Here is a 26,824-nt window from a genome sequence, read left to right on the forward strand (position 1 = left end):
CCGGAGCGGGGGCCCGGGGGCGGCAGCCTCCGGCCCGGCCCGCACCCGCGCCGGGTGCCTACACCGGCACGTGCACCGTCTCCACCCGGCTGGCGACCAGCCGCTCCCGCTCCCGCAGCGCGGCCCGCTTGCGCAACCGCAGGATCTGCGTGATCCCGAGCGCCTGCAGCACGAACACCGACGAGAACGCCACGGTGTAGTCGTCCCCCGTCGCGTCCAGCAGCACCCCCACCGCGAACAACGTGGTCATCGACGCCACGAAGCCGCCCATGTTCGTGATCCCGGACGCCGTGCCCTGCCGCTCCGGCGGATTCGCCGGCCGCGCGAAGTCGAAGCCGATCATCGACGCCGGCCCGCACGCACCCAGCACCGTGCACAGCACCACCAGCAGCCACATCGGCGCGTGCGGGCCCGGGCAGGCCAGCGTCGCCGCCCACAGCGCGGCCGTCGTGCCCACCGTGCCGAGCGCCAGCGGCAGCCGCGCCGCGTGGTGCCGGGCGATGATCTGGCCGTAGACCAGGCCGACCGCCATGTTGGACAGCACGACCAGGGTGAGCAGGTCCCCGGCCGTCGCCCGGGACAGCCCCTGCGCCTCGACCAGGAACGGCATCCCCCACAGCAGCAGGAACACCATCGCCGGGAACTGGGTGGTGAAGTGCACCCACAGCCCCAGCCGCGTCCCCGGCTCGCGCCAGGACAGGGCGATCTGCCGCCGCACGTACGCCGCTCCCTGGTGCGGCAGCGGCTCCGGCTCGTGCCCCTCGGGGTGGTCCTTGAGGAAGAGGAGCAGCAGGACGAAGACGACGACGCCCGCCAGCGCGCTGCCCGCGAAGGCCGCCGTCCAGCCGATGCCGTGCAGCAGCCGGGCCAGGACGAGGGTGGAGACCAGGTTGCCCGCCATGCCGACGAGACCGGCCAGCTGGGCGACCATCGGCCCGCGCCGGGCCGGGAACCAGCGGGTGCCCAGCCGCAGCACGCTGATGAACGTCATCGCGTCGCCGCAGCCCAGCAGCGCCCGCGAGGCCAGCGCCATGCCGTACGAGGGGGAGAAGGCGAAGCCCAGCTGCCCGGCCGTGAAGAGCACGACGCCGATGCCCAGCACCTTCTTCGTGCCGAGCCGGTCGACCAGCAGGCCGACGGGTATCTGCATGCCGGCGTAGACCAGCAGCTGGAGGATCGAGAAGGTGGACAGCGCCGAGGCGTTGACGTGGAACCGGTCGGCGGCGTCCAGGCCGGCGACCCCCAGCGACGTACGGAAGATGACGGCGACGAAGTAGACGGACACGCCGATGCCCCACACGGCGATCGCGCGCCGCCCGCCCGGCGGGTCACCGGGCAGGACCCGGCCGGCCGAGGTGGCCGCGCTCATCGGACCTCCCCCCGTGCCAGGTGCGAGAACCAGCCCACGTGCCGGCCCACCACGCCGACGGCCGCCTCCGCGTCCCCGGCGCGCAGCGCGTCGAGGAGCTCCTCGTGCTCGGCGAGGGTCTTGGCGATCCGGTCGGGGTGGGAGTGCATCACGGCGACGCCCATGCGCAGCTGCCGGTCGCGGAGCTGGTCGTAGAGACGGGAGAGGATCTCGTTGCCGCCGCTGCGGACGATCTCGGCGTGGAAACAGCGGTCGGTGACGGAGGCGGCGGCGAAGTCACCGGCGGACGCCTGCTCCTTCTGCCGGGCGAGCAGCTCCTCCAGCCGCTCGACCAGTCCGGGCGGGGCGGGTACGGCCTTCCTGGCCGCGTGCTCCTCGACCAGCAGGCGGGTCTCCACCACGTCCGCGATCTCCTGCGCGGAGACGGGCAGGACCAGCGCGCCCTTCTTGGGGTAGAGCCGGATCAGCCCCTCGGCCTCCAGCCGCAGCAGCGCCTCGCGCACCGGGGTGCGGGAGACGCCCACGGCCTCGGCCAGCTCGCCCTCGGTGAGCAGCGTCCCGCCCTCGTAGCGGCGCTCGAGGACGCCCTGCTTGACGTGGGTGTAGACGCGGTCCGCCGCGGGGGGCTGCTTCACTGCCGTGGTCATGCCGACAGGATAGATACAACAGGGACGCAAGAGGGATCCGGTCCAGCATCCGGACGCCGGCTCACCCGTACGGGGGTATCCGGCATTCCCCGGTTCCCCCCGCGCAACCTTTTGCCCCCCTCAGGGGTCGCACTGACACGGCCACAGCGCTGTCGACCACAACTCGGCCGTATTCCTGGGGAATTCACCACAATCGGGGTAATCGACTCAATGAACACCATTTCCGGCGCCCGCCTTCACCGGGCCCTCGCCGTCGCCCTGACCGGCGGCGCCGTCCTCGCCACCGGAGCCCTCGCCACCGCGCCCGCGCAGGCCGCCGCGCCCGGGCGCGCCCTCACCGCGCCGGAGCGCGTCCTCAACGCACCCGATCGCGTCCGCACCGGTCCCGCGCGGACCGCCGTCGCCGCGCCCTCGATCGCCGCCAAGGGCGGCTTCGTGATGAACAACGCGACCGGCACGTCCCTCTACACCAAGGCCGCCGACACCAAGCGCTCGACCGGCTCCACGACCAAGATCATGACCGCCAAGGTCGTGCTCGCCCAGCCGAAGCTGAACCTGGACGCCAAGGTCACGATCCAGATGGCGTACAGCGACTACATCGTGTCGAAGAACGCCTCCTCCGCCCGCCTGATCGTCGGCGACCAGGTGACGGTGCGCCAGCTGCTCTACGGGCTGATGCTGCCGTCCGGCTGCGACGCCGCGTACGCGCTGGCCGACAAGTTCGGCTCGGGCAAGACGCGGGCGGCGCGCGTGAAGTCCTTCATCGGCAAGATGAACGCGAGCGCCAAGAGCCTCGGCCTGAAGAACACGCACTTCGACTCGTTCGACGGCATCGGCAACGGCAAGAACTACTCCACGCCGCGCGACCTCACGAAACTCGCGAGCAGCGCGATGAAGAACTCCACCTTCCGCACGATCGTGAAGACCAAGAAGTACACGGCGAAGACGAAGACCAAGAAGGGCGGCACCCGCACGATGGCCGCCTGGACCAACACCAACACGCTGCTCAGCAGTTACAGCGGCGCGATCGGCGTGAAGACCGGGTCGGGCGCGGAGGCCAAGTACTGCCTGGTCTTCGCCGCGACGCGCAAGGGCAAGACCGTCATCGGCACGGTCCTGGCGTCCTCGTCGTCCACCCAGCGCGCCACGGACGCCACGAAGCTCATGAACTACGCCTTCGCGAAGTAGTCCTGACCCGCACACACCATCGAGAAGGGCCCGTCGCCGACGCGACGGGCCCTTCTCGTCGTACCGGTCGCCCTGAGCCGGCCCTCTGGGCCGATGGAACGCATGGTGATAGTTTCATTGGCACCATGCTGCTGAGTCTGGACAAGACCGACACCCGCCCCCTGCACGAACAGGTCGCCGGCGCCGTCCGGCGCGCCATCGCCGAGGGCGAGTGCGCCCCGAGGGACCGCCTGCCCTCGGCCCGCGACCTCTCCGAGGCCCTGGACGTCAACGTCAACACCGTGCTGCGCGCACTGCGCGGCCTGCGGGACGAGGGCCTGCTGGAGTTCCGCCGGGGCCGGGGGGTGACGGTGGCCGAGGGCGCCGGACCCCGCTCCGAGTTGCAGATCCGGGTCGGCGAGCTGCTCGTCGAGGCGGCTCGGCTGGGTTACAGCAGGACCGATCTCATCGACATGATCAGGGGGATGCCATGAGGGACGGGACAGCGACGCGGCGTGCGACGGCGGCCGTCTGGACGGTCGGGGTCACAGCGGTGCTCGCCGCGATGCCCCTGCTGGCGCGGGACCGGCTGCCGGACCGGCTGGCAACCCACTGGGGCCTGAACGGCGAAGCACCCGACGGCTCGATGCCCCTGTGGGCGGCGTCCCTCGTCCCCGCGCTGATCTGGCTGGTGACGGCGGCCGCGGTCACCGTCCCCCTGACGCGGGCGGGCCCGCCGGGCCGCCCCTTGACCTCCGTGACCCTGCTCCCCATGGGCATCGTCCTCACCGGCGCGCAGGCCGCGGTCATCCGCTCCAACCTGGACCGTGCGGACTGGCACGAGGCCCGTCAGCCCACCGCCTGGGTCGTCGCGATCCTGGTCGCGGCGGTACTCGCGGGAGTGGCCGGGTGGCTGATCGTCACCCGTCGGCGCGGCACCGCGGACGCCGGCTCGGCGTCCGGCGAGGGCGCCCCCGCGCTGGACATCCCCGAGGGCCGGCGGCTGGTCTGGTTCGCCCGCACCGCCAACCCCTGGCTCCAGCTGATCGCGGCCGCGATCGGCCTGGTGGCCTTGGGCGCACTCGTCGCGCTGGCCGGTGGCGTGGCCGCCCCGGGCACCCTGTGGGCGCTGTTCGCCGGCTGCGCCGCCGGGTCCCTGGCCTGCGCGGTCTTCTCCTCGGTCCGGGCCAGCGTCTCCGAGCGGGGCCTGGAGGTCTCGTTCGGCCCGCTCGGCTGGCCCGGACGCCGCTGGGCACCCGGTGACATCGACACGGCGCGGATGGAGGTCCGCCGTCCCGCCCAGGTCGGTGGCTGGGGCTACCGCATCAGCGGCCTCGGCACCACGGTGATGCTGCGCGCCGGCGAGTGCCTGGTCATACGGCCTCGTGGCCGCCGGAGCGACTTCGCGGTGAGCGTCGACGACGCCGAGCGGGGGGCGGCCCTGCTCAACGCGCTGCGCACGGAGGGGGCCCGGGACTGAGGGCCACGGCCCCGAAGCCGTCCTGCACACGACCGAGCAGCCGTCTTACACGCAACTCGTCGGCCACCGCACAGTTTTCGCTCATCTTCGCTCGCAGTCGTGAACATCACCGATCTGACTGGCATATGCCCCCAGCTCCGCCCTACGTTCCGCGACGGAGGTGGTTCACATGAAGGAACCCAGCAAACGGCAGAACTCTGCCGAACAGCACGAAGCGATCGACGTCAGCGACTTCGTCTACGCGGCGACCGGCGCCCGGGTGCGGAGGCTGACGATGCCGGACGGCAGCCACTGGTTTCCGGCAGTCGACGTCTGCAAGGAACTCGGTCACACCAACTCTCGGAAGGCGCTCGCGGATCACGTGCCCGCCGAGCACCGAGAGATGCTCGAGACCGTAACCAGAAGTTACGGTCTCGGCGTTCCCGCAGGCAGGGGGTGGCGCCGAGACTTGCATGTCCTTTCTCTCCAAGGTCTCATCCTCCTCGTCAACGCCTGCACCAAACCGGCCTGCGCCCCCTTCAAGCAGTGGGTCGCCGAAGTCGTCGAGACCGTGCAGCGCGAAGGTTCGTACTCCCTCGACGAGGCCGAGGTGCAGCCCGCCGGACCCGGCGCGCCCGTCGCCTACGCCATGCCGGACCAGGTCGCCGAGGCCATCGTCCGGCTGGAGGCGCACAACCTCCGGCTGGACGAGGAACTGGCCGAGGGGCAGCGGACGTCGATCGCGTTGCAAAGGGAGATGCTGGCCACCCAGCAGGCCACCCTCGCCACGCAGCAGGCGGGGCTCGCCGTGCAACAGGCCATGGTCCGGGCACTGGAACGCATCGCGGACCGGTTCGACGCCCTGGTCGTGTCCCAGGCGGTGCCCCGCGGCCCTCTCGCCCCGGTGCCCACCACGGAGTCGGTGCTGGCCGACTGGCGTCGGCGGCTGTCCGTGACCGAGGACGTGTGGACGGTCGCCGTGATCATCGCTCCGGTGCTCGTCGAGAAGGGCGAGCTGCGCGAGCCGCTGGAGTCGATCGCCGTACGTACGGGGCTTACCGTGCGGCGGGTCAACGAATGCCTGCGGCTGCTGCGGACCCACGCCTGCATCCGCTCACGGGGCGGTGCCGAGGACGGGACGCCGGTGTACGTGCTGCACCACGTCTGAGCCCGGACGGGCAGGAGGGGCGTCGCAACTCGAACTTGCGGCGCCCCTCCGTCATGACGTTACCCGGTACTCGGCTCTCACGCCCAGCTGATCAACCGCTTCGGCTGCTCCAGGACCGCCGCCACGTCGGCGAGGACCTTGGAGCCGAGCTCGCCGTCGACCAGGCGGTGGTCGAAGCTCAGGGCGAGGGTGGTCACCTGACGCGGCTTCACCTTGCCCTTGTGGACCCACGGCTGGAGCTTGATCGCGCCGACCGCGAGGATGGCGGACTCGCCCGGGTTCAGGATCGGCGTACCGGTGTCGACGCCGAAGACGCCGACGTTGGTGATGGTCACCGTGCCGCCCTGCATGGCGGACGGGGACGTCTTGCCCTCCCTGGCCGTCGTCACCAGCTCGCCGAGGGACCCCGCCAGCTGCGGCAGCGTCTGGGCGTGGGCGTCCTTGATGTTCGGGACGATCAGCCCCCGCGGGGTGGCGGCGGCGATGCCCAGGTTGACGTAGTGCTTGACCACGATCTCCTGGGCGGCCTCGTCCCAGGACGCGTTGACGTCCGGGTTGCGCTTGATCGCGACGAGCAGGGCCTTGGCGATCAGGAGCAGCGGGTTCACCCGCAGGCCCGTGTACTCCTTGTCCTGCTTCAGCTCCTCGACCAGCTTCATCGTGCGCGTCACGTCGACCGTCACGAACTCGGTGACGTGCGGTGCCGTGAAGGCCGAGCCGACCATCGCGGCCGCCGTCGCCTTGCGGACCCCCTTGACCGGGACGCGGGTCTCGCGCGCCGTGTCGCGGGACGCCGGTGCCGCCGCCGGGGACGGGGCGGACACGGCGGCGGGGGCCGGCTCCGGTGCCGCCGCCGGGGTGGCGGCCGCGACGGCCGCGTGGACGTCCTCGCGGGTGATGACGCCGTCCGGGCCGGAGGGCACCACGGTCGCCAGGTCGACGCCGAGGTCCTTGGCCAGCTTGCGCACCGGCGGCTTGGCCAGCGGGCGGTCGCCGCCGGCCGGCGCGGCCGGGGCCTCGGGCGCCGCGGGCGCCGCCGGTCCGTGGCCGTTCATCTCGGCCTGGACCGCCGCCGACGCGGCCTGCGCGGCGGCCGGGGCCTGAGCGCCCTTGCGGGGACGGCGCCTGGTCGAGGACGTGGACACGCCGTAACCCACCAGGACCGGCTGGCGGGCCGCGGGCTTGGCCTCCTCCTCGGCGGCGGGGGTGTCCGCCACGGCCTCCTGCACCGGCTCGGCGGCGGCCGCCGCACCGTCACCGACGGCCACCGCGATGATCGACGTACCGACGTCGACCGTGGTGCCCTCGGGGAAGTGCAGCTCGCGCACCACACCGTCGTAGGGGATGGGCAGTTCGACGGCGGCCTTGGCCGTCTCGACCTCGCACACCACCTGCCCGTCGGTGACCGTGTCACCGGGCTGGACGTACCACTTGAGGATCTCGGCCTCGGTGAGGCCCTCACCCACGTCGGGCATCTTGAACTCACGCACGGAGCTGTCCGTCATCGTCGTCACGCTCCCCTCCTCAGTACGCCAGCGAGCGGTCGACGGCATCCAGCACCCGGTCCAGGTCGGGCAGGTACTCCTCCTCCAGGCGGGCCGGCGGGTACGGGGCGTGGTAGCCGCCGACCCTGAGCACCGGAGCCTCCAGGTGGTAGAAGCAGCGTTCCGTGATCCGGGCCGCGATCTCCGCGCCCGAGCCCAGGAACACCGGCGCCTCGTGGACCACGACCAGGCGGCGGGTCTTCTCCACCGACGCCTGGACCGTGTCGAAGTCCAGCGGGGAGATGGACCGCAGGTCCACCACCTCCAGGGAGCGGCCCTCCTCGGCGGCCGCGTCGGCGACCTCCTGGCAGAGCTTCACCATCGGACCGTAGGCGGCCAGCGTCAGGTCGGTGCCCTCGCGCACCACGCGCGCGGCGTGCAGCGGGCCGGGGATGGCCTCCTTGTCGACCTCGGCCTTGTCCCAGTAGCGGCGCTTGGGCTCGAAGTAGATCACCGGGTCGTCGCTCTGGATGGCCTGCTGCATCATCCAGTACGCGTCCCCCGCGTTGGAGGGGCTGACCACCTTCAGGCCCGCCACGTGCGCGAACAGGGCCTCCGGGGACTCGGAGTGGTGCTCGACCGCGCCGATGCCGCCGCCGTAGGGGATGCGGATGACGACGGGCATCTTGACCTTGCCCAGCGAGCGGGCGTGCATCTTCGCCAGCTGGGTGACGATCTGGTCGTAGGCCGGGAAGACGAAGCCGTCGAACTGGATCTCCACCACCGGGCGGTACCCGCGCAGGGCCAGGCCGATGGCGGTGCCGACGATGCCGGACTCGGCCAGCGGGGTGTCGATGACCCGCTCCTCGCCGAAGTCCTTCTGCAGACCGTCGGTGACCCGGAAGACACCGCCGAGCTTGCCGACGTCCTCGCCCATGATCAGGACCTTGGGGTCCGACTCCAGTGCGCGGCGCAGCGACTCGTTGATCGCCTTCGCCAGCGCCATCTTTTCCGCTGCCATGTCAGACCCCCTCTGCATCGGCGAACGATGCCTGGTACGCGGCGAACTGCGCCCGCTCCTCGTCCACGAGCGCGTGTCCGTCCGCGTACGCGTTCTCGAAGATGGCGAACCGGTCCGGGTCCGGCATGGCACGGACCACTTCGCGCACTCGTTTGCCCAACGTCTCGCTCTCCGCATCCAGTTCCGCGAAAAATCCCTCGTCCGCGTGGTGTGCGGCCTCCAGGAAGCGGCGCAGGCGCAGGATCGGGTCCTTCGCCTCCCAGGCGGCCCGCTCGTCGTCGTGCCGGTAGCGGGAGGGGTCGTCCGACGTGGTGTGGGCGCCCATGCGGTACGTGTACGCCTCGATCAGGGCCGGGCCCTCGCCGCGCCGGGCGCGGTCCAGGGCCCAGCGGGTGACCGCGAGGGAGGCCAGGACGTCGTTGCCGTCGACGCGCACGCCGGGGAAGCCGAAGCCCTGGGCGCGCTGGTAGAGCGGCACCCGGGTCTGCTTCTCGTTGGACTCGGAGATCGCCCACTGGTTGTTCTGGCAGAAGAACACCACGGGGGCGTTGTAGACGGCGGCGAAGTTGAACGCCTCGCTGACGTCGCCCTGGCTGGAGGCGCCGTCGCCGAAGTACGCGATCACGCCGGAGTCGGCGCCGTCCTTGGCCACGCCCATCGCGTAGCCCGTGGCGTGCAGCGCCTGCGAGCCGATCACGATGGTGTACAGGTGGAAGTTGTTGCTGTTGGGGTCCCAGCCGCCGTTGTTCACGCCGCGGAACATGCCGAGCAGGTTGGTCGGGTCCACCCCGCGGCACCAGGCGACGCCGTGCTCGCGGTAGGTCGGGAAGACGTAGTCGTCCTCGCGGGTGGCCCGCCCGGAACCGATCTGAGCGGCCTCCTGGCCGAGCAGGGAGGCCCACAGGCCCAGCTCGCCCTGGCGCTGCAGGGCGGTGGCCTCGGCGTCGAAGCGCCGGGTGAGCACCATGTCGCGGTACAGGCCGCGCAGCTCGTCGGGGGTGATGTCGGCGACGTACCGGGCGTACTCGGCGTAGGCGGAGTCCGCCGCCGTCTCGATCCGCTCGCCCTCGGGCGTCAGCAGCTGCACCAGCTCCGTCTCGGAGCCCTTCTCGGCAGCGGTACGGGTGGTGCTGGTGGTGCGAGTGGTGCGCTTGCCGGTGCCGGCCTTGGTGCCGGTGGTGCCGGCCGCCTTGGTGCCGGTGGTGCCGGCCGCCTTGCTTCCGGCGCTGCGTCGCGGCTTGCGCGCGGCAGTGCTCTCGGTCACGTGTGCTCCTCCGTCGGTCCGGCCCCCGGGTTCGCCGGAAGCCAGTGCGGCTCACCTGCGGCCCGGCGGACGCACAAGGGTGGGTGCGGCCCGATCGGGAACAGGCGTGACAGGTGCCCCGGCGAGCGCCCTGCGAACAGCACGTTACCCAGTGCTCCACATTTCTGTGAAACCCCTCCTGACCTGCATTTTTACTCGGATTTCCAAGTAAATCGGTGAAGGAGGGAAGTTTTACTGGTCACAGCCTTGCAGGGGGCCGGAACAACGGCACGTTATCCCGGGCACCCCGGGCACGGGAAGAGCCGGTGTGTGACACTGACCGCGTGCGCGAAGACGGAAAAATCCGGGTATTCCTCCTCGACGATCACGAGGTGGTCCGCCGCGGGGTGCACGATCTGCTCTCCGGCGAGGCCGACATCGAGGTGGTGGGCGAGGCCGGTACGGCCGCCGAGGCGCAGGCCCGGGTCGCGGCCACCCGCCCGGACGTCGCGGTGCTGGACGTGCGGCTTCCCGACGGCAGCGGTGTGGAGGTCTGCCGCGACATCCGCTCCCGGGACGACTCCGTCCGCTGCCTGATGCTGACCTCCTTCGCCGACGACGAGGCCCTCTTCGACGCGATCATGGCGGGCGCCTCCGGCTACGTCCTGAAGGACATCCGCGGCGCCGAGCTGCTCGGTGCCGTACGGGAGGTGGCGGCCGGCAAGTCGCTGCTCGACCCGGCGGCCACCGCGCGCGTGCTGGAGCGGCTGCGCGACGGCGGGACGAAGCCCGACGACCGGCTGGCCCGGCTCACCGAGCAGGAGCGCCGCATTCTGGAGCTGGTCGGCGAGGGCCTGACCAACCGGGCGATCGGCGAACGCCTGCACCTGGCGGAAAAGACGATCAAGAACTACGTGTCGAGCCTGCTGGGCAAGCTCGGCATGCAGCGGCGCTCCCAGGCGGCCGCCTTCGTGGCCCGCCTGGAGTCCGAGAACCGCTGACGGCTCCGCTCCCGGCGTCCCGGCCGCGGGCCCTTCGGGCTCACTCGGGACTTACGGCCCCCCGGGTCGGGGCGGGCGACTCTGGTCCGGCGCCCCGCCGTCGGCGCACAGTGAGGCCATGCCCTCCGACGAACAGCTCGCCGTCGGCCTGCTCGGCCGTACCGCCTACGGCCGGGCGGCCACCACCCTGCGCGCCCTGCCCGTCCTGGCCCCCGCGCGCCACATCGTGACCGACGGCCGGGTCCTGCTGCGCATGCCCCGGAGCTGGGGGTACCACCGGGTGTGCGCCGGGAGCGTCGTCGCCTACGGGGCGGACAACCTGACCTCCGCGCGGCCCGGCGAGAGCCTGTGGACCGTGCAGGTGGTGGGCCGGTGCGAGGCCCACGAGCCGAGCGCCGCCGAGCTGGAGCGGTTCGGTCCCGCACCGAGCCGGGTGGACGGCGAGCCGTTCGAGGCCGCCTATCTGCGCGTCGACCCGCAGTTCGGCACCGTGCACTTCACGGACGGGGAGGCGGGACCCGCCTAGGCGAACGCGACGCGCGCGTGGAGCCCGTGTCCGGGCCGCACGCGCGCGTCGAGCGAGGGTCGTGGGTGGGTCACTCGCCGGCGGGGTCGCTGGCGCCGCCCGCGCCTCCGGCTCCGCCCTCGGTGTCGCCGCCGGCCGGCGGGGTCTCGCCGCCGCCGGTCGGCTCACCGCCGCCGGTGGGGTCGCCGCCGCCCGTCGGCTCACCGCCGCCGGTCGGCTCACCGCCGCCGGTCGGCTCGCCACCGCCGGTCGGGTCGCCGGACGGGTTGCCCGAGGCGGTCTCCGACGGCGTGTACGACGGGGTGTACGGATCGTTCCAGCCCCCGCTGCCGTTGCCGTCCCCGCCGGAGCCCTGCTCGGTGCCCGGGTCGGTGCTCTCCTGCGTCTCCTTGTCACTGGGCGAGGAGCTGGGCGTCTTCTCGTCGGTGCTCTTGGACGTGGTCGCCGACGGGCTCTTGTCCGTCTCGGTGCCGCCCTTGCCGCCACCGCCGTTGTTCAGCGCCAGCGCGACGCCGGCCGCGATGGCGATCACCGCGAGGACGGCCAGTATCCACAGCTTGCCGCGGCCGCTGCCCTTGTTCCCGCTGCCCTCGAAGCCGCCGTCGTCGCCCCCGCCGTAGCCGTTCGGCAGGATCGGCTGGGGGATCTGCTGTGTGCCCGACGCACCGTGGTCGGGATGCGGCAGCACCGTCGTGCCCGCGAGACCGGCCGAGGGGGTGTGCCGGCCGTCGTGCGCGGCGACCGGGCCGGTGTTCCAGGTGCCGGTGTGGCCGCCCTGCTCGTACAGCATCTGGAGCCCGTACTGGACCAGGCCGCGCATCTCCTCGGCGGTCTGGAAGCGGTCGTCGGGCTCCTTGGCCAGCGAGCGCATCACCAGGCCGTCCAGCTCCGGCGGGGTGGCGTCGGAGACCTCGGAGGGGGGCGTCGGGATGTCCTGCACGTGCTGGTAGACCACCGACAGCGGGGTCTCGCCGGTGAACGGCGGGCGCAGCGCGAGGAGTTCGTAGAGCAGGCAGCCGGTCGCGTACAGGTCGGAGCGGTGGTCGACGGCCTTGCCGAGCGCCTGCTCGGGGGAGAGGTACTGCGGGGTGCCCATGACCATGCCGGTCTGGGTCATCGTCGACTGGGCGCCGTGCAGGGCGCGCGCGATGCCGAAGTCCATCACCTTCACCGCGCCGGCGTTGGTGATGATGACGTTCGCGGGCTTGATGTCGCGATGCACGATGCCGTGCTGGTGCGAGTAGGCGAGCGCCTCCAGGACACCGGAGACGATGATCAGGGCCTGCTCGGGACCGGGCGCCTCCGCGTTGAGCAGGAGGTCGCGGATGGTGCGGCCCTCGACGATCTCCATCACGATGTACGGCACGGACTGGCCGCCGACGACGTCCTCGCCCGAGTCGTACACGGCGACGATGGCGTGGTGGTTGAGGCCCGCCACCGACTGCGCCTCGCGCGTGAAGCGCGCCTTGGAGACCGGGTCCTCGGCGAGGTCCGCGCGCAGCAGCTTGACGGCCACGGTGCGCCCGAGCCGGACGTCCTCCGCGGCGAACACCTCGGCCATGCCGCCCCGCCCGAGCCTGCGGGTCAGCCGGTACCGGCCGTCGCCGACCAGGCCGCCGTTGCCCCAGTTCTCCGGCGCGTCAGACATACCGCCGCCAGATGCCTCGGGTTCGGACGGGCCCTGGGCGCGCTGCTGCTGTGCCATCAGTCCTCGCCGTCGTTTCTGCCCGCGGTACGCGCGGTGTTGTTACGGTCTCCGTCGGCCACGCTACAGCCTTCGCGGGGGCCTGCGGTCCGGGATGGACGCCGGGACCGGACCTGAGCCGGACCGGTCATGAAACCCTGGCTCCGTACTCTCGTGCAAATTCCGTGGACCGGCGGTACGCCCGCTGTAACGCTTCCGCGACGCTTCTTTCGCGTACGGTCACGGAACGGGCACCGCGCTTGACGTGTCAGTGCCCTGGGGCAGACTTGGCCGGGAATAGCACTTTCGATCACGAGCGCGCGTGCCGCTGCCACCGGCGCCCGCCGTCTATGGGGGACGCAGAGACATGAGCCAGGACGCCGGACAGGGACGGTACGCGGGGCGGGCACTCGCCGGCGGCCGTTACCAGCTGCGCGACTTGCTCGGCGAGGGCGGCATGGCCTCCGTGCACCTGGCGTACGACTCGGTCCTCGACCGTCAGGTCGCGATCAAGACGCTGCACACCGAGCTGGGCCGCGAGCAGGCCTTCCGTGAGCGCTTCCGCCGTGAGGCACAGGCCGTGGCGAAGCTCACGCACACCAACATCGTCTCGGTCTTCGACACCGGCGAGGACGAGCTGGGCGGCCTGACCACTCCGTACATCGTCATGGAGTACGTCGAGGGCCGGCCGCTGGGCTCGGTGCTCGACGAGGACGTGCGGCAGCAGGGCGCGATGCCCGCCGACAAGGCGCTGAAGATCACCGCGGACGTGCTGGCCGCCCTGGAGATCAGCCACGAGATGGGCCTGGTCCACCGGGACATCAAGCCGGGCAACGTGATGATGACCAAGCGCGGCGTGGTCAAGGTCATGGACTTCGGCATCGCCCGCGCCATGCAGTCCGGCGTGACCTCGATGACGCAGACCGGCATGGTCGTCGGCACCCCGCAGTACCTCTCGCCCGAGCAGGCCCTCGGCCGCGGCGTCGACGCCCGCTCCGACCTGTACTCGGTCGGCATCATGCTGTTCCAACTGGTCACCGGGCGCCTGCCGTTCGACGCCGACTCGCCGCTGGCGATCGCGTACGCGCACGTGCAGGAGGAGCCGGTGGCCCCCTCCGCCGTGAACCGCGCCCTGCCCCCGGCGGTGGACGCGCTGGTGGCCCGCGCGCTGAAGAAGAACCCCAACGAACGCTTCCCCAGCGCCGAGGCCATGCGCGACGAGTGCCTGCGGGTGGCGGCGTCCTTCCAGGCGGCGCCGCCCAGCATCGTGCCCGGCGCCCAGACGTCGAGCGGCGCGGGCGTCGGCTCCGCGGTCTTCCCGCCGGTCGACCAGAACACCCCGGCGCCCACCGGCCCCGTGCAGACGCCGTACCAGCCGACGCCGGCCCACGGCCCGAACCCGTACGGCGGCCCGGCCCCGGCGGCGCACTCGCCCGCCTACGGCTATCCGCAGCAGCCCGGCTACCCGACGCCGGGCCCTTCGCCGTACGCCCAGCAGCAGACCTCCACGCCGCCGCCGTACAACCTGACGCCGTCGGCCCAGGGCTCCGGGCCCTCCGGCGGCGGCAAGAACAACAAGCCGGTGATCATCGGCTCGATCGTGGTCGCCGTCGTGGCCGTCGGCGGACTGGTCGCCGCGCTGCTGATGAACAGCGGCGGGGGCGAGGACCCGGAGGGCGGTGGCGGTTCCTCGAGCGTGTCCGCGTCGCCCTCGAAGGCGGCGGGGTACCGCGGGCCGGACACGACGCGGACGATCGAGAAGGACAAGTGCACCGAGCCCGAGGAGTCGTACAACGACCCCGACAAGATCAAGGTGCCGGACTTCACCTTCAAGTACATCGGCTCGGTCAAGGAGTGCTTCAACGCCGCCGGCTGGCAGATGAAGGTCGTCGACGTCGACGAGAACACCTACGGCCAGGGATCGGTCCGCGACCAGTTCCCCGTCGCGGGCACGGACGTCGACCCGGAGAACATGCCGACGATCCAGCTCAAGGTCTCGACGGGCAACCCGGCCTCCGAGTGACCCCGTGACGCCGCCCCCGTGACGGACGGCCGACGACGAAGGGCCCGGCAGCATCCGCTGCCGGGCCCTTCGCGCTGCCGGCCCGAGCCGTGTGTACGGGTGGTGGACGCCGTCCCCGCCGGTGGGGGCCGTCCCTACAGGTAAGGGCCACCGGACCGGCCGCCCGGGTGCGGGGGCTCCTCGCCCTCCGGGGCGACACCGGGCGGCAGCGCGCGGCGCATCTGCTCCAGCTGGGCCCGCGCGGCCATCTGCTGGGCGAACAGCGTGGTCTGGATCCCGTGGAAGAGGCCCTCCAGCCAGCCGACCAGCTGTGCCTGGGCGATCCGCAGCTCGGCGTCGGTCGGGGTGCCGTCGTCCGTGAACGGCAGGGAGAGCCGCTCCAGCTCCTCCACCAGCTCCGGCGCCAGGCCGTCCTCCAGCTCCTTCACCGAACTGGCGTGGATCTCCTTGAGCCGCACCCGGCTCGCCTCGTCCAGGGGCGCGACCCGCACCTCCTCCAGCAGCTGCTTGATCATGCTGCCGATCCGCATGACCTTGGCGGGCTGCTCCACCTGCTCGGTCACCGGAATCTCCCGGGAGTCGTCGTCCCCGCCGCCGCTGAGCGCCATTCCGTCCTGGCCGACGACCAGGATCTGGGGGTTCTCCGGCGACCTGTCGTTCCTCGGCATTTCCATGCCGCCATTGTCTCCCACCCGGGTGCCGCACACGGGGGCTGCCCCCGGGAAAACGGGCGCCACGCGTTCGGCGGCGTCCGGAATGCCGGGATCGGCGGCCGGTGTGAGGCTTGTTCCGTCGTTTCACGACGCTTCCACGACGGGCTACACCGGGAGGGGGTCACGGCCGTGACTCCATGGCTGCGCACACTGCGGGCGACGGGGCTGGCGGGCGCCCTGGGGGTCGGCGCGGTGGTGGCGCCGTTCGGGGCGGGGGCGGCCCACGGTGCCGGGTACCCGGCGGTGGCCGCGACGAGGCCGGTCACGGTGGCGGCGCCGTCCCCCGAGGACTCCGCCCCGGGGCACGCCTCGGCTCCCGGGGCGCCGACCGGCCCGGGCGGATCCGCCACCCATGACGGACGGGGCGGCCACGACCGCCCCCGGCACCCCGACGGTCCCGGCCGCCCGGAGCACCCGGAGCGTCCCGACGCGGGGCCCGCCTCCCGGCCCGCCGCGGATTCCGGCCCCGCGGGCAGTGCGGGGCACGCGTCCGCCACGTCCTCCCCCTCGTCCCCCAGGCCCTCGGCGTCCCGCGGCGGCGCCGACCCCGAGCACTCCCGGCCCGGCGGCCTGCCGGGCGAGGGGCGCGGCCGGCCCGGTCACGCCGGGGAACGGGAGCGGGACGGCGGGGACGAGCACACCGGCCGGCACCGCGACGACGGCGACGACGCCCCGGAGGAAGAGGCCGCCGCCGTCCCGCCCGCGCGGAGCGAGACCGCCGTGGCGCCCTCGGCCGCCCCGTCCCCGGCCCGGTCGGCGACCGGCACGCACCCCCGGCAGGCGGCCGCCGAGCCGATGCTGCGGGTCCTCCCGCTGGGCAGCGGGCTGGTCCTGGTCGGCCTCGGTCTGGCCCTGGGCCTCGTCGGGCTGCGCCTGCGCCGGGGGTAGGGCGGCCGCCGCGCGTACCCGGCCGCGCGGCGCCGAAGGGCCGTCCCTACGTGGTGACCAGCAGCACCTTGCCGATGTGCCCGCTCTCCTCCACCACCCGATGGCCCTCCGCGGCCTCGCTCATCGGCATCTCGCGGTCGACGACCGGGCGGATGTGCCCCCCGTCGAACAGCGGCCAGACGTGCTCCCGTACGGCCGCCACGATGGCCGCCTTCTCCTCCAGGGGCCGGGCCCGCAGCGAGGTCGCGCTGACGGCGGCGCGCTTGGCGAGGAGCGTGCCGATGTTCAGCTCGCCCTTGCGGCCGCCCTGCATGCCGATGATCGCGAGCCGGCCGTTCACGGCGAGGGCCTCGACGTTGCGGTCGAGGTACTTCGCGCCCATGTTGTCCAGGATGACGTCGGCGCCCGCGCCGCCCGTCGCCTCCTTCACCTCGGCGACGAAGTCCTGCTCCCGGTAGTTGATCAGGATGTCCGCGCCCAGTTCGGCGCAGCGCTCCAGCTTCTCCTTGGTCCCCGCCGTCACCGCGACCTTGGCACCGACGGCCTTGGCGAGCTGGATCGCCATGGTGCCGATGCCGCTGGAGCCGCCGTGCACGAGCAGCGTCTCACCGGGACGCAGGTGGGCGACCATGAAGACGTTCGACCAGACCGTGCACACCACCTCGGGCAGCGCCGCCGCCGCCTTCAGGTCCACGCCCTGCGGCAGCGGCAGCAGCTGCCCCGCCGGGACGACGACCTTCTCGGCGTAACCGCCGCCCGCGAGCAGCGCGCACACCTCGTCGCCGACGGACCAGCCGGACACCCCGGGGCCGATCTCGGCGACCCGCCCGGAGCACTCCAGGCCGGGGTGGGCGGAAGCGCCGGGCGGGGGGTCGTAGAAGCCCTGGCGCTGCATGATGTCGGCGCGGTTGACGGCGCTGGCCGTCACCTCCACCAGGACCTCGCCCTCGCCGGGCCGCGGGTCGGGCACCTCGGCCCACACCAGCGCCTCGGGGCCTCCGGGTTCGGAAATCGTGATCGCATGCATGAGGCCGACGCTACTCCTGTGCCCCCTCGTGGCCCGCCGCCGGAAAAAGCCGGTGCGCCGCCGATGAGTTTGCGCGACGGTAAAGGTCTCCCCATGCGTAGCCCAAGAACGCGTACTCCGGCCCGCGGAAGGACCCACAGCATGAGCACGCACACGACCGGCCTCGCCATCGAGACCTCGGGACTGGTGAAGACGTTCGGTGAGACCCGGGCCGTGGACGGGGTGGACCTCGCGGTGCCGGCCGGCACGGTCTACGGCGTCCTCGGACCGAACGGCGCCGGCAAGACCACCACGGTGAAGATGCTCGCCACCCTGCTGCGCCCGGACGACGGCCAGGCGCGCGTCTTCGGCCACGACGTCGTGCGCGAGGCGGACGAGGTCCGCGGCCGGGTGAGCCTCACCGGGCAGTACGCGTCCGTGGACGAGGACCTCACCGGCACCGAGAACCTGGTCCTGCTGGGCCGCCTCCTCGGGCACGGGAAGGCCGCGGCCCGCGAGCGGGGCGAGCAGCTGCTGGCCGCCTTCGGACTGACGGACGCCGCGGCGAAGCAGGTCAAGCACTACTCCGGCGGCATGCGGCGGCGCATCGACATCGCCGCCTCCATCCTCAACACCCCGGACCTGCTCTTCCTCGACGAACCGACCACCGGCCTCGACCCGCGCAGCCGCAACCAGGTGTGGGACATCGTGCGCGCGGTCGTCGCCCAGGGCACGACGGTGCTGCTGACCACCCAGTACCTGGACGAGGCCGACCAGCTGGCGTCCCGGATCGCCGTCATCGACAAGGGCCGGGTGATCGCCGAGGGCACCAAGGGCGAGCTGAAGGCCTCCGTCGGCGCCGGCTCCGTCCATCTGCGGCTGCGGGACGCGGAGGAGCGGCCCGAGGCCGAGCGGCTCCTGCGGAACCTGCTGGTCGCCGAGGTGCAGCTGGAGCCGGACCCGGTGGCGGTGACCGCGCGCCTCGCGGCGGCGGCCGGCGACACCGCCGCCGACCAGGCCGCCAAGGCACTCGGTGAGCTGGCCCGGGCTGGCATCACCGTCGACAGCTTCTCCCTGGGGCAGCCGAGCCTCGACGAGGTCTTCCTGGCGCTGACCGGACACGACACCGGCCGGCGCACCGACGCCGGCTCCGGCACCGACACGAAGGGCGAGGTGGCGGCATGAGCACGGCCACGAGCACCGAGAACAAGGAACTCACCCCGGTCAGCGCCGAGTCCCTGGCGGCCCTGCTGGTCACCAGGGAGCGGCCGCCGCGGCCCGGCGCCCTGTCCACGTCGCTGACGTTCGGCTGGCGCGCGATCCTCAAGATCAAGCACGTGCCCGAGCAGCTCTTCGACGTCACCGCCTTCCCGATCATGAACCTGTTGATGTTCACGTACCTCTTCGGCGGTGCGCTGGCCGGTTCGCCCGGTGACTACATCCAGTTCGTGCTGCCGGGCATCCTCGTGATGTCGGTCGTGATGATCACCATGTACACCGGGGTCTCGGTGAACATCGACATCGAGAAGGGCGTCTTCGACCGCATCCGCTCGCTGCCCATCTGGCGGCCCTCGGCGATGATCGGCTATCTCCTCGGCGACGCGCTGCGCTACACCATCGCGTCCGTCGTCATGCTCTCCGTCGGGCTGCTGCTCGGCTACCGGCCCGACGGCGGGTTCGTCGGCGTGGTCGCCGGGATCGCGCTCCTGCTGCTCTTCTCGTTCGCCTTCTCGTGGATCTGGACGATGTTCGGTCTGATGCTGCGCACCGAGAAGTCGGTGATGAGCGTCAGCATGATGGTGATCTTCCCGCTCACCTTCCTGTCCAACGTCTTCGTCGACCCGAAGACCATGCCGGGCTGGCTTCAGGCCTTCGTGAACAACAGCCCCATCACCCACCTGGCGTCCGCGGTGCGCGGCCTGATGGCGGGCGGCTGGCCCGGCGCCGAGATCGCCTGGACGCTGGGTTGGGCGGGCCTGTTCGTGCTGGTCTTCGGCCCGGTCACGATGCGGCTCTACAACCGCAAGTAGCGGGGCCCGGGGAGCGGCTCAGTCGCGGGGAAGCGGGCGGGCGTCGGGTGCCACATGGGTGGCCGGCGTCGCCCGTACGATCGTGATCAGGCGGTCCGTCAACTCCAGCCCGCCGAGGGCCGAGTCGTCGTAGCCCAGGACCCGGTGGCCGCGGATCACGCTCACCACGAGGTCGTCCACCTCCCGCGGGCTCTTGCCCACCTCGGCCTTTATGACGGGCCGTTCGATGAGGTCGAGTCCGCTGCCCTGGCTGATCAGGTCCTCCATGACCATGCCGGCGGCGGGGCTGAGCACGGAGAGCCCGAGCAGCCGCCCCGCTGCGCTGGCGCTGGTGATCACGGCGTCGGCGCCGGACTGCTTCAGCAGCGGCGCGTTCTCCTCCTCGCGGACCGCGACCACGATCTTCGCGCCGCGGTTGAGCTGCCGGGCCGTCAGCGTGACCAGCACGGCGGTGTCGTCGCGCTGGGTGGCGATGATGATCTGCTTCGCCCGGTAGGCCTCGGCCCGGTTGAGCACGTCGCTGCGGGTCGCGTCACCGACCACACCCGCGTAGCCGTGGGCCGTCGCGGCCTCGATGGCCTTCCCGCTGGGGTCGACCACGACCACCTGGTCCTTGCGCAGCCCGGTCGCGCAGACGGTCTGGATCGCCGACCGTCCCTTGGTTCCGAAGCCGACGACGACGGTGTGATCGCGCAAGGCGGACCTCCAGCGGTTCAGGCGCCACTCCTCCCGAGTGCGCTCGGTGAGGGCTTCCAGCGTGGTGCCGACCAGGATGATCAGGAACAGCACGCGCAGGGGCGTGATGACGAAGATGTTGGTCAGCCGGGCGGAGTCGCTGACGGGCGTGATGTCGCCGTACCCGGTGGTGGAGAGGGTGACGGTGGCGTAGTAGAAGGCGTCGAGGAGGTCCAGGGAACCGTCGGAGTTGTCGGTGTAGCCGTCGCGGTCGACGTACACGACGACGGCCGTCACCACGAGGACCACCAGGGCGACGGACAGCCGCTTGGCGACCTGCCGGAACGGGTGCTCCACCAGTTTCCTGGGGAGCTTCACCTTGTGAGGCACCAGATGTTCGTCCGCCTGGCGGGCGATCGCGTCCTGGCCCGGAAGTTTCACGTGAAACACACCCCGATCCCACCGGTCGCCCAGGGCAGGTCGAGCAGCTCGGTCTCCTGCCCCGGTCGCGCACCGCCCGGCGCCACGACGGCCAGGGCGTCGGCGGCCGCGACACCGCGCAGCATCGCCGGGCCGTTGTAGCGCAGCGGCACGGCCCCCTCACCGCGCAGGACGACGGGCACGAGCCGGGTGTCGTACGGATGCCCGTGCACCGCGTCCCGCAGCGGCAGCGTGTACGGCTCGGGTGCCGGGCGGGCGGCGAGGGTGCGCAGCAGCGGTTCGGCGAGGGTGAGCAGTCCGGAGACGGCGGCGAGGGGGTTGCCGGGCAGTCCGACGAGGTGCTGGTCGTCCTTGAGGCGGGCCAGCAGCATGGGGTGGCCGGGGCGCACCTTGACGCCGTCCACGAGGAGTTCGGCGCCGATCCGGCGCAGGGTCGGGTGGACGTGGTCGACGGGGCCCGCGGCGGTGCCGCCGGTCGTGACGATCAGGTCGGCGTCGGAGGTCGTGACGGCGCGGTGCAGCGCCTCGGCGTCGTCGCCGATCCGGCGGACGGTGCGGACCTCGGCGCCCAGTGCGCGCAGCCAGGGCGGCAGCATCGGGCCGAGCGCGTCCCGGATCAGTCCGTCGTGCGGGAGGCCCGCGGTGAGCAGTTCGTCACCGAGGACGAGGACGTCGACGCGGGGCCGGGGGACCGCGGTGAGGGTGTCGTACCCGGCGGCCGCCGCGAGGCCCAGGACCGCCGGGGTCGCCAGGGTGCCGACGGGCAGCAACTGCTCGCCGCCGCGGCACTCCTGGCCGCGCGGGCGGATGTCCTGGCCGTGCACGACCTCGCGGACGGGGTGCAGCCGGCCGCGTTCGTCGCTGCGTCCGTGCTCGGTGCGCAGTACGGCGGTGGTGTCCGGGGGGATCCGTGCACCGGTGGCGATGCGGACGGCCTCGCCGTCGGTGAGGGGCTCGGGTTCCGCGTGTCCGGCGAGGACGCCCTCGTCGCGCACCGCCCAGGGGCCCGGCCCCGCGACGGCCCAGCCGTCCATCGCCGAGCTGTCGAAGGAGGGCAGGTCGGTGAGGGCCGCCAGCGGCGCGGCCAGGGTGAGGCCGAGGGCCGCGTCGAGCGGCACGGAGACCGGGGTGCGGCGGACGGCACGGGCGGCGGCGCGGGCCGCCCGCTCGGCGGTCGTCCGGGCCTCGGGCCACGGGATCGCGCGGTGGTGGTCCGCCCGCCCGCGCCGCTGATCGTCCTGGTGCCGCGGGACGGGGGCACCCTGGCCGCGGGGCTCGCGGTGGGCGGGGCCGGGATTCTCCTGCACGAGGGCGAGCGCCTCCTCGACTCCGAGGTCGTCCGCTTCCTCGTCGGCCCGCGTGCCGGGGGAGGTCATCACGCGTCCGGGCGGGCGTCGGGGGTGGCGTCGGGTGCCGGGTCGGGCCGGTCCTGCGCGGGGGCGGGCGCGGGACCCGCCGCCTCCTCGGCCCAGCGCAGCGCGAGCGCCGCGGCCTTGCGGGCGCTCTCGGCGACGGCCTCGGGACCGCCGCCCGCCCGGCCGACCGCGTAACCGACGAGGAAGGTGGTCAGCGGGGCCGCCGGCCTGGCCACCCCGTGGGCGGCGTCGCGGGCGAGATCGAGCAGGACCTTGGTGTCGACGTCCAGGTCGATGCCCAACTCGTCCTTGGCTGCGGAAATCCATTCATCCAACACGTGACCATGCTCCCTGATGCGTGCCCTTGCGGTGGCGATGTCGTCCCAGGTGTCGCAGTCGAAGGACGCGACGGCGTCCGGGAGTCGAGTGAGGCGCAGCGCGCCGGTCAGGCGGCGCAGCGGCAGCCCGGTGAGGTCCGGCCCGGCTGCCCGTTCCGCCCGCTCGCGGGCGAGCGCGGCCAGTTCGCGGCGGAGTGCGGGCGCGCGGTAGGCGGCGACGAGGGGCTGGTCGCGGCCGTCGACGTCGGTGAGCAGCACGCCGTCGGCGTCGCCCGCGGCGAGGGCCGACAGCAGCCGCCCCACGGTCGGCCCGGCGAGGAACGGCAGGTCGGCGGAGAGCACCACGACGTGCTCGGCCGCGGTGTGGCGCAGCCCGGCGGCGAGGGCGGCGAGCGGTCCGCCGCCGGGCGGGTCCTCGCGCGCCCAGGTCACGGGACGCGCGGTGGGCCGGGGATCGGCGACGACGACGGTGCTCCGCGCTCCGTCGCAGGCGGCGAGCACCCGGTCAAGGAGCGCGCGCCCGCCCACCCGCAGCCCCGGTTTGTCCGCGCCGCCCAGCCTCCGGGCGGCACCGCCCGCGAGCACCACGGCGTCGTACCCGGCGGGGCCGGGACCCGGCTCGGGGTTCCGGCCCGGCCCGGCATCGGATTCCGGCGCGGGGTCACGGCCGGCACCCGGGGCGCCGACGGGCTCGTTCGCACTCACCCCACGAGTATGGGGCCCGGTGCGATCACAGGGAATGTGAGGGAGCCCGCGCGATTCCGGGGCCGCGAGCGGGTCGCCGCCGGGGGCGGGCCGTCGCTTCCGTCACAGGGTCCGCAGCAGCACCGCCGGCTGTTCCACGCAGTCCGCCACGTACCGCAGGAAACCACCCGCCGTGCCGCCGTCGCACACCCGGTGGTCGAAGGTGAGCGAGAGCTGCACGACCTGACGCACCGCCAACTCGCCCTCGTGCACCCACGGCTTGGGGACGATGCGGCCGACGCCGAGCATGGCCGCCTCGGGGTGGTTGATGATCGGTGTGGAGCCGTCGACGCCGAAGACGCCGTAGTTGTTCAGCGTGAAGGTGCCGCCGGTCAGCTCCCCCGGCGTCAGCCGGCCCGCGCGGGCCGCCTCGGTGAGCCGGGCGAACTCCGCGGTGAGCGACTCGGCGTCCCGCGCGTGCGCGTCCCGGACCACCGGCACGACCAGCCCGCGGTCCGTCTGCGCGGCGAAGCCGAGGTGGACCCCGTCGAGCCGGACGATCTCCCGGGCCTCGGTGTCGACCGTCGAGTTCAGCTCGGGGAAACGGGCCAGGGCGGCGGTGCAGATCCGGGCCAGCAGGGCGACCAGGGAGATCTTCGGCCCGCCGGACGCGTTCATCGCCGTGCGCGCACGCATCAGCTCGGTCGCGTCGGCGTCCACCCAGCAGGTGGCGTCCGGGATCTCGCGCCGGCTGCGGGAGAGCTTGTCGGCGACGGCGCCGCGCACGCCTTTGAGGGGGACGCGGGTGCCGGGAGAGGCGGAGGTGGCGGAAGGGGCCGAGGTGACGGATGCGGCGACCTGCTCCCCGCTCGTCCTCGCCGCCCGGTCCGCCGTACGACCGCCCTGTGCGGCGGCGGCGCGCAGCGCGTACTCCACGTCCGCCCGCAGGATCAGCCCCTCCGGCCCGGAACCGGTCAGCTCGCGCAGGTCCAGGTCGTTCTGCCGGGCCAGCCTGCGCACCAGCGGGGAGATGACCGGCACCGGTCCTTCCACCGGCTCGTCCGTGCGGATCTGGCCGCCCGCCGGCTCGTCCGTGCGGATCTGGCCGCCCGCCGGCTCGTCCGTGCGGATCTGGCCGCCCGCCGGCTCGGTCGTGCGGACCTGTCCGCCCGCCGGCTCCGCCGGAAGGGCCCGGCCGTTCGCCCGCCCGGACGGGCCGGTGGCCGCCGGCCGGCCGGGCCGCACCCTGCGCCGCCGCGCGGGCGCCTCGGAGGTGCCGTAGCCGACCAGGACGTTGCCGGAGCCCTCCGCCTTGCCGTCCGCCTTCTCCGCGGTCCCCGGCGGCTCGGCGGCCGGTGACCCGGCGGCCCCCCTGCCGGACTCCCGCGCCGGTCCCCCGGCTGCGGCCGCCCCGGCCCCGTCCACCGCCACGGTCACCAGCGGCGCCCCGACGGGCAGCTCCGTGCCCTCCTCGCCGAAGCGGGCGGTGACCACACCGCCGTAGGGGCAGGGCACCTCGACCATCGCCTTTGCGGTCTCGACCTCGACGACCGGCTGGTCGACGACGACCACGTCACCGACCTCGACCAGCCAGCGGACGATCTCCGCCTCGGTGAGCCCCTCACCGAGGTCGGGCAGCTTGAACTCCAGGCTGTGCCCGTCAGAAGCGTGTGCCATCAGCTCTCTGCCTCCCACTGCAGGCGCCCCACGGCGTCCAGGATGCGGTCCACACCGGGCAGGTGGTGACGCTCCAGCATCGGCGGAGGATACGGGATGTCGAAACCGGCCACCCGCAGCACCGGCGCCTCCAGGTGGTGGAAGCAGCGCTCGGTGACCCGGGCCGCGATCTCCCCGCCCGGGCCCCCGAAGGAACCCGACTCGTGGACCACGACCGCGCGTCCCGTCCGCCGCACCGAGGCGCACACCGTCTCGTCGTCGAACGGCACCAGGGAGCGCAGATCGACGACTTCGAGGTCCCACCCCTCCGCCCGGGCCGCCTCGGCCGCCTCCATGCAGACGGCCAGCGACGGCCCGTACGTGATGAGCGTGGCGCTCCGGCCGGAGCGCCGCACCACCGCGCGGCCCACCGGTTCGACGGGCGCCGGCTCCGCCGGGTTCCAGCTGTCCTTCGACCAGTAGAGCCTCTTGGGTTCGAGGAAGACCACCGGGTCGTCGGAGGCGATGGAGCGGCGCAGCAGTCCGTAGGCGTCGGCGACCGTCGCGGGCGTGACGACATGGAGCCCCGGAGTCGCCATGTAGTACGCCTCGGACGAGTCGCTGTGGTGCTCGACGCCGCCGATCCCGCCGCCGTAGGGGACGCGGATGGTCAGCGGCAGGGGCATCGTGCCGCGGGTGCGGTTGCGCATCTTGGCGACGTGGCTGACGACCTGCTCGAACGCCGGGTAGGCGAAGGCGTCGAACTGCATCTCGACGACCGGGCGCAGCCCGTACATCGCCATGCCGACGGCCGTGCCGAGGATGCCGGCCTCGGCGAGCGGGGTGTCCGTGCAGCGGTCCGCGCCGAACTCCGCGGCGAGTCCGTCGGTGACGCGGAAGACACCGCCGAGGGTGCCCACGTCCTCGCCCAGGACGTGCACGCCCGGGTCGGCGGCCATGGCGTCGCGCAGCGCGCGCGTGAGGGCCTGCGCCATGGTGGCCGGCTTGGCGGCGACGGTGGTCATCGGTGTCCCCCCTGCGGAGCGGCCGCGGAATCCGCCTCGGCCTCCGCCTCCAGTTCGGCGCGCAGCTGGGCCTGCTGCTCGCGCAGCTGCGGTGTGGGTTCGGCGTAGACGTGGGCGAACAGCTCCAGCGGGTCCAGCTCCGGGTCCGCGTTCATCCGGGCGCGCAGGTCGGCGGCCATGGCCTCGGCCTCCTCGCGGGCGCCGCGGATGCCGTCCTCGTCGAGCAGGCCGCGCTCGGTCAGCTCCCGCTCCAGCAACGCGACCGGGTCGTGCCCGCGCCAGGCCTCCACCTCGGCGTCGCCCCGGTAGCGCGTGGCGTCGTCGGCGTTCGTGTGCGCGTCGAGGCGGTACGTCACCGCCTCCACCAGCGTGGGGCCGCCGCCCGCGCGCGCGTGCCGTACGGCGTCGGAGAGGACCTCGTGCACCGCCGCCGCGTCGTTGCCGTCGACCAGGCGGCCCGGCATCCCGTAGCCGACGGCCTTGTGGGCCAGCGACGGGGCGGCGGTCTGCTTGTCGAGCGGGACGGAGATCGCGAAGCCGTTGTTCTGCACGAGGAAGACGACGGGGGCCTGCCAGACGGCGGCGAAGTTCAGCGCCTCGTGGAAGTCGCCCTCGCTGGTGCCGCCATCGCCGACCATGGCCAGCGCGACCACGTCGTCGCCCTTGAGCCGGGCGGCGTGGGCGAGGCCCACGGCGTGCGGCAGCTGGGTGGCCAGCGGCGTGGACAGCGGGGCGACCCGGTGCTCGTAGGGGTCGTAGCCGGTGTGCCAGTCACCCCGCAGCAGGGTGAGGGCCTCGACGGGGTCGACGCCGCGCGAGACGACGGCGAGGGTGTCGCGGTAGCTGGGGAAGAGCCAGTCCCGCTCCTCCAGGGCCAGCGCGGCGGCGATCTCGCACGCCTCCTGGCCGGTGCTGGAGGGGTAGACGGCCAGCCGGCCCTGCTTGGTGAGCGCCGTGGCCTGCGCGTTGTAACGGCGGCCGCGCACCAGCCGGGCGTACAGCGTGCGCAGCAGCCCGGGGTCGACGCGGTCCGCGGCCTTCGTGCCGAGGACGCGGTACGGCTCCGCGTCGGGGAGCAGCGGCGCGGGGTCGGTACGGGGCTGCCAGGCGGGCGGCGGTGTGGGCCGGTACGCGCCCCGCTGCTCCATGACCGTCATGACGGCACCTCCTCGTGGGAGTGGCTCCGGGCTCGCCACGGGTGTGTGACGGGCCTCACCTACC

The 26,824-nt window shown here is 73.1% G+C and carries 24 protein-coding genes; 10 read left to right on the forward strand and 14 right to left on the reverse strand.

Going from position 1 to position 26,824, the window contains the following annotated elements; genetic code table 11:
- Positions 1-58: 58 nt before the first annotated feature.
- Together ACIBCJ_RS10910 and ACIBCJ_RS10915 are read right to left on the reverse strand one after the other, a co-directional pair.
- Entirely contained in the window at positions 59-1,369 is a 1,311-nt protein-coding gene (locus ACIBCJ_RS10910; protein WP_362099425.1) for an MFS transporter, read from the reverse strand.
- Positions 1,366-2,016, reverse strand: coding sequence for a GntR family transcriptional regulator (locus ACIBCJ_RS10915; RefSeq protein ID WP_362099422.1), 651 nt, complete (start codon positions 2,014-2,016; stop codon positions 1,366-1,368). The genes ACIBCJ_RS10910 and ACIBCJ_RS10915 overlap by 4 nt, the downstream gene beginning before the upstream one ends.
- Positions 2,017-2,226: 210 nt before the next feature.
- On the opposite strand from ACIBCJ_RS10915, the gene ACIBCJ_RS10920 reads away from it, so the two are divergent.
- The 4 genes from ACIBCJ_RS10920 to ACIBCJ_RS10935 all read left to right on the forward strand — a co-directional run bounded on the left by ACIBCJ_RS10920 (position 2,227) and on the right by ACIBCJ_RS10935 (position 5,810).
- Entirely contained in the window at positions 2,227-3,204 is a 978-nt protein-coding gene (locus ACIBCJ_RS10920; protein WP_365979453.1) for a D-alanyl-D-alanine carboxypeptidase, read from the forward strand.
- Positions 3,205-3,329: 125 nt separating this feature from the next.
- On the forward strand, positions 3,330-3,677 hold the full coding sequence (locus ACIBCJ_RS10925) for a GntR family transcriptional regulator (protein WP_365979454.1): 348 nt from the start codon (positions 3,330-3,332) through the stop codon (positions 3,675-3,677).
- Complete coding sequence (locus ACIBCJ_RS10930; RefSeq protein ID WP_365979455.1) at positions 3,674-4,663, forward strand: DUF1648 domain-containing protein; 990 nt, start codon at positions 3,674-3,676, stop codon at positions 4,661-4,663. The genes ACIBCJ_RS10925 and ACIBCJ_RS10930 overlap by 4 nt, the downstream gene beginning before the upstream one ends.
- A gap of 169 nt (positions 4,664-4,832) precedes the next feature.
- Positions 4,833-5,810 carry a Bro-N domain-containing protein gene (locus ACIBCJ_RS10935; RefSeq protein ID WP_365979456.1) on the forward strand — a complete coding sequence of 326 codons (978 nt, stop codon included), beginning with the start codon at positions 4,833-4,835 and terminating at the stop codon, positions 5,808-5,810.
- Between the two features lie 77 nt (positions 5,811-5,887).
- Here ACIBCJ_RS10935 and ACIBCJ_RS10940 read toward each other — a convergent pair whose 3' ends face one another.
- The 3 genes from ACIBCJ_RS10940 to pdhA (ACIBCJ_RS10950) are packed head-to-tail and all read right to left on the reverse strand — an operon-like array spanning position 5,888 to position 9,579.
- Positions 5,888-7,324, reverse strand: coding sequence for a dihydrolipoamide acetyltransferase family protein (locus ACIBCJ_RS10940; protein ID WP_365979457.1), 1,437 nt, complete (start codon positions 7,322-7,324; stop codon positions 5,888-5,890).
- Between the two features lie 10 nt (positions 7,325-7,334).
- Positions 7,335-8,315, reverse strand: a complete 981-nt coding sequence (locus ACIBCJ_RS10945; RefSeq protein WP_133888801.1) for an alpha-ketoacid dehydrogenase subunit beta — start codon at positions 8,313-8,315, stop codon at positions 7,335-7,337.
- Between the two features lies 1 nt (position 8,316).
- Positions 8,317-9,579: a pyruvate dehydrogenase (acetyl-transferring) E1 component subunit alpha gene (gene pdhA, locus ACIBCJ_RS10950; RefSeq protein ID WP_362504934.1), complete on the reverse strand. Its 1,263-nt coding sequence runs from the start codon at positions 9,577-9,579 to the stop codon at positions 8,317-8,319.
- Between the two features lie 323 nt (positions 9,580-9,902).
- Between pdhA (ACIBCJ_RS10950) and ACIBCJ_RS10955 the strand changes: the two genes are divergently transcribed.
- Entirely contained in the window at positions 9,903-10,559 is a 657-nt protein-coding gene (locus tag ACIBCJ_RS10955; RefSeq protein WP_362099401.1) for a response regulator transcription factor, read from the forward strand.
- 118 nt (positions 10,560-10,677) lie between these two features.
- Positions 10,678-11,085, forward strand: coding sequence for a pyridoxamine 5'-phosphate oxidase family protein (locus ACIBCJ_RS10960; protein ID WP_365979458.1), 408 nt, complete (start codon positions 10,678-10,680; stop codon positions 11,083-11,085).
- 70 nt (positions 11,086-11,155) lie between these two features.
- Here the strand turns inward: ACIBCJ_RS10960 and ACIBCJ_RS10965 are convergent, their stop codons facing one another.
- On the reverse strand, positions 11,156-12,790 hold the full coding sequence (locus ACIBCJ_RS10965) for a protein kinase (protein ID WP_362099395.1): 1,635 nt from the start codon (positions 12,788-12,790) through the stop codon (positions 11,156-11,158).
- Positions 12,791-13,136: 346 nt separating this feature from the next.
- Here ACIBCJ_RS10965 and ACIBCJ_RS10970 point away from each other — a divergent pair, with 346 nt between their 5' ends.
- Positions 13,137-14,792, forward strand: coding sequence for a protein kinase (locus ACIBCJ_RS10970; protein ID WP_365979459.1), 1,656 nt, complete (start codon positions 13,137-13,139; stop codon positions 14,790-14,792).
- 134 nt (positions 14,793-14,926) lie between these two features.
- On the opposite strand, the gene ACIBCJ_RS10975 is transcribed toward ACIBCJ_RS10970, so the two are convergent.
- Positions 14,927-15,466, reverse strand: a complete 540-nt coding sequence (locus ACIBCJ_RS10975; RefSeq protein ID WP_133888806.1) for a bacterial proteasome activator family protein — start codon at positions 15,464-15,466, stop codon at positions 14,927-14,929.
- A gap of 168 nt (positions 15,467-15,634) precedes the next feature.
- On the opposite strand from ACIBCJ_RS10975, the gene ACIBCJ_RS10980 reads away from it, so the two are divergent.
- Positions 15,635-16,393 (forward strand): hypothetical protein, encoded by a 759-nt coding sequence (locus ACIBCJ_RS10980; protein WP_362099388.1) that lies wholly within the window; start codon positions 15,635-15,637, stop codon positions 16,391-16,393.
- 46 nt (positions 16,394-16,439) lie between these two features.
- On the opposite strand, the gene ACIBCJ_RS10985 is transcribed toward ACIBCJ_RS10980, so the two are convergent.
- Positions 16,440-17,420 carry an NAD(P)H-quinone oxidoreductase gene (locus ACIBCJ_RS10985; protein WP_362099386.1) on the reverse strand — a complete coding sequence of 327 codons (981 nt, stop codon included), beginning with the start codon at positions 17,418-17,420 and terminating at the stop codon, positions 16,440-16,442.
- A gap of 141 nt (positions 17,421-17,561) precedes the next feature.
- Here ACIBCJ_RS10985 and ACIBCJ_RS10990 point away from each other — a divergent pair, with 141 nt between their 5' ends.
- Together ACIBCJ_RS10990 and ACIBCJ_RS10995 are read left to right on the forward strand one after the other, a co-directional pair.
- The gene (locus tag ACIBCJ_RS10990; protein WP_365979460.1) at positions 17,562-18,584 is read left to right on the forward strand and encodes an ATP-binding cassette domain-containing protein; all 1,023 of its coding nucleotides are present in this window, start codon (positions 17,562-17,564) and stop codon (positions 18,582-18,584) included.
- Complete coding sequence (locus ACIBCJ_RS10995; protein WP_365979461.1) at positions 18,581-19,429, forward strand: ABC transporter permease; 849 nt, start codon at positions 18,581-18,583, stop codon at positions 19,427-19,429. Before ACIBCJ_RS10990 ends, ACIBCJ_RS10995 begins: the two co-directional genes overlap by 4 nt.
- An 18-nt stretch (positions 19,430-19,447) precedes the next feature.
- On the opposite strand, the gene ACIBCJ_RS11000 is transcribed toward ACIBCJ_RS10995, so the two are convergent.
- The 6 genes from ACIBCJ_RS11000 to pdhA (ACIBCJ_RS11025) all read right to left on the reverse strand — a co-directional run bounded on the left by ACIBCJ_RS11000 (position 19,448) and on the right by pdhA (ACIBCJ_RS11025) (position 26,760).
- Positions 19,448-20,545: a potassium channel family protein gene (locus ACIBCJ_RS11000; protein WP_362099377.1), complete on the reverse strand. Its 1,098-nt coding sequence runs from the start codon at positions 20,543-20,545 to the stop codon at positions 19,448-19,450.
- Positions 20,542-21,921, reverse strand: a complete 1,380-nt coding sequence (locus ACIBCJ_RS11005) for a molybdopterin molybdotransferase MoeA (RefSeq protein ID WP_365979462.1) — start codon at positions 21,919-21,921, stop codon at positions 20,542-20,544. The genes ACIBCJ_RS11000 and ACIBCJ_RS11005 overlap by 4 nt, the downstream gene beginning before the upstream one ends.
- The gene (locus tag ACIBCJ_RS11010; RefSeq protein WP_399282344.1) at positions 21,921-22,823 is read right to left on the reverse strand and encodes an NTP transferase domain-containing protein; all 903 of its coding nucleotides are present in this window, start codon (positions 22,821-22,823) and stop codon (positions 21,921-21,923) included. Before ACIBCJ_RS11010 ends, ACIBCJ_RS11005 begins: the two co-directional genes overlap by 1 nt.
- Before the next feature lie 222 nt (positions 22,824-23,045).
- Positions 23,046-24,599 (reverse strand): dihydrolipoamide acetyltransferase family protein, encoded by a 1,554-nt coding sequence (locus tag ACIBCJ_RS11015; protein WP_365979463.1) that lies wholly within the window; start codon positions 24,597-24,599, stop codon positions 23,046-23,048.
- Positions 24,599-25,603, reverse strand: coding sequence for an alpha-ketoacid dehydrogenase subunit beta (locus tag ACIBCJ_RS11020; RefSeq protein ID WP_365979464.1), 1,005 nt, complete (start codon positions 25,601-25,603; stop codon positions 24,599-24,601). Before ACIBCJ_RS11020 ends, ACIBCJ_RS11015 begins: the two co-directional genes overlap by 1 nt.
- A complete protein-coding gene (pdhA, locus tag ACIBCJ_RS11025; RefSeq protein WP_362512557.1) occupies positions 25,600-26,760 on the reverse strand; it encodes a pyruvate dehydrogenase (acetyl-transferring) E1 component subunit alpha in 1,161 nt (386 codons plus the stop codon). The genes ACIBCJ_RS11020 and pdhA (ACIBCJ_RS11025) overlap by 4 nt, the downstream gene beginning before the upstream one ends.
- Positions 26,761-26,824 lie beyond the last annotated feature (64 nt).

Origin of the sequence: Streptomyces sp. NPDC051136 (assembly GCF_044455745.1) — a bacterium.
Taxonomy (GTDB): Bacteria; Actinomycetota; Actinomycetes; order Streptomycetales; family Streptomycetaceae; genus Streptomyces.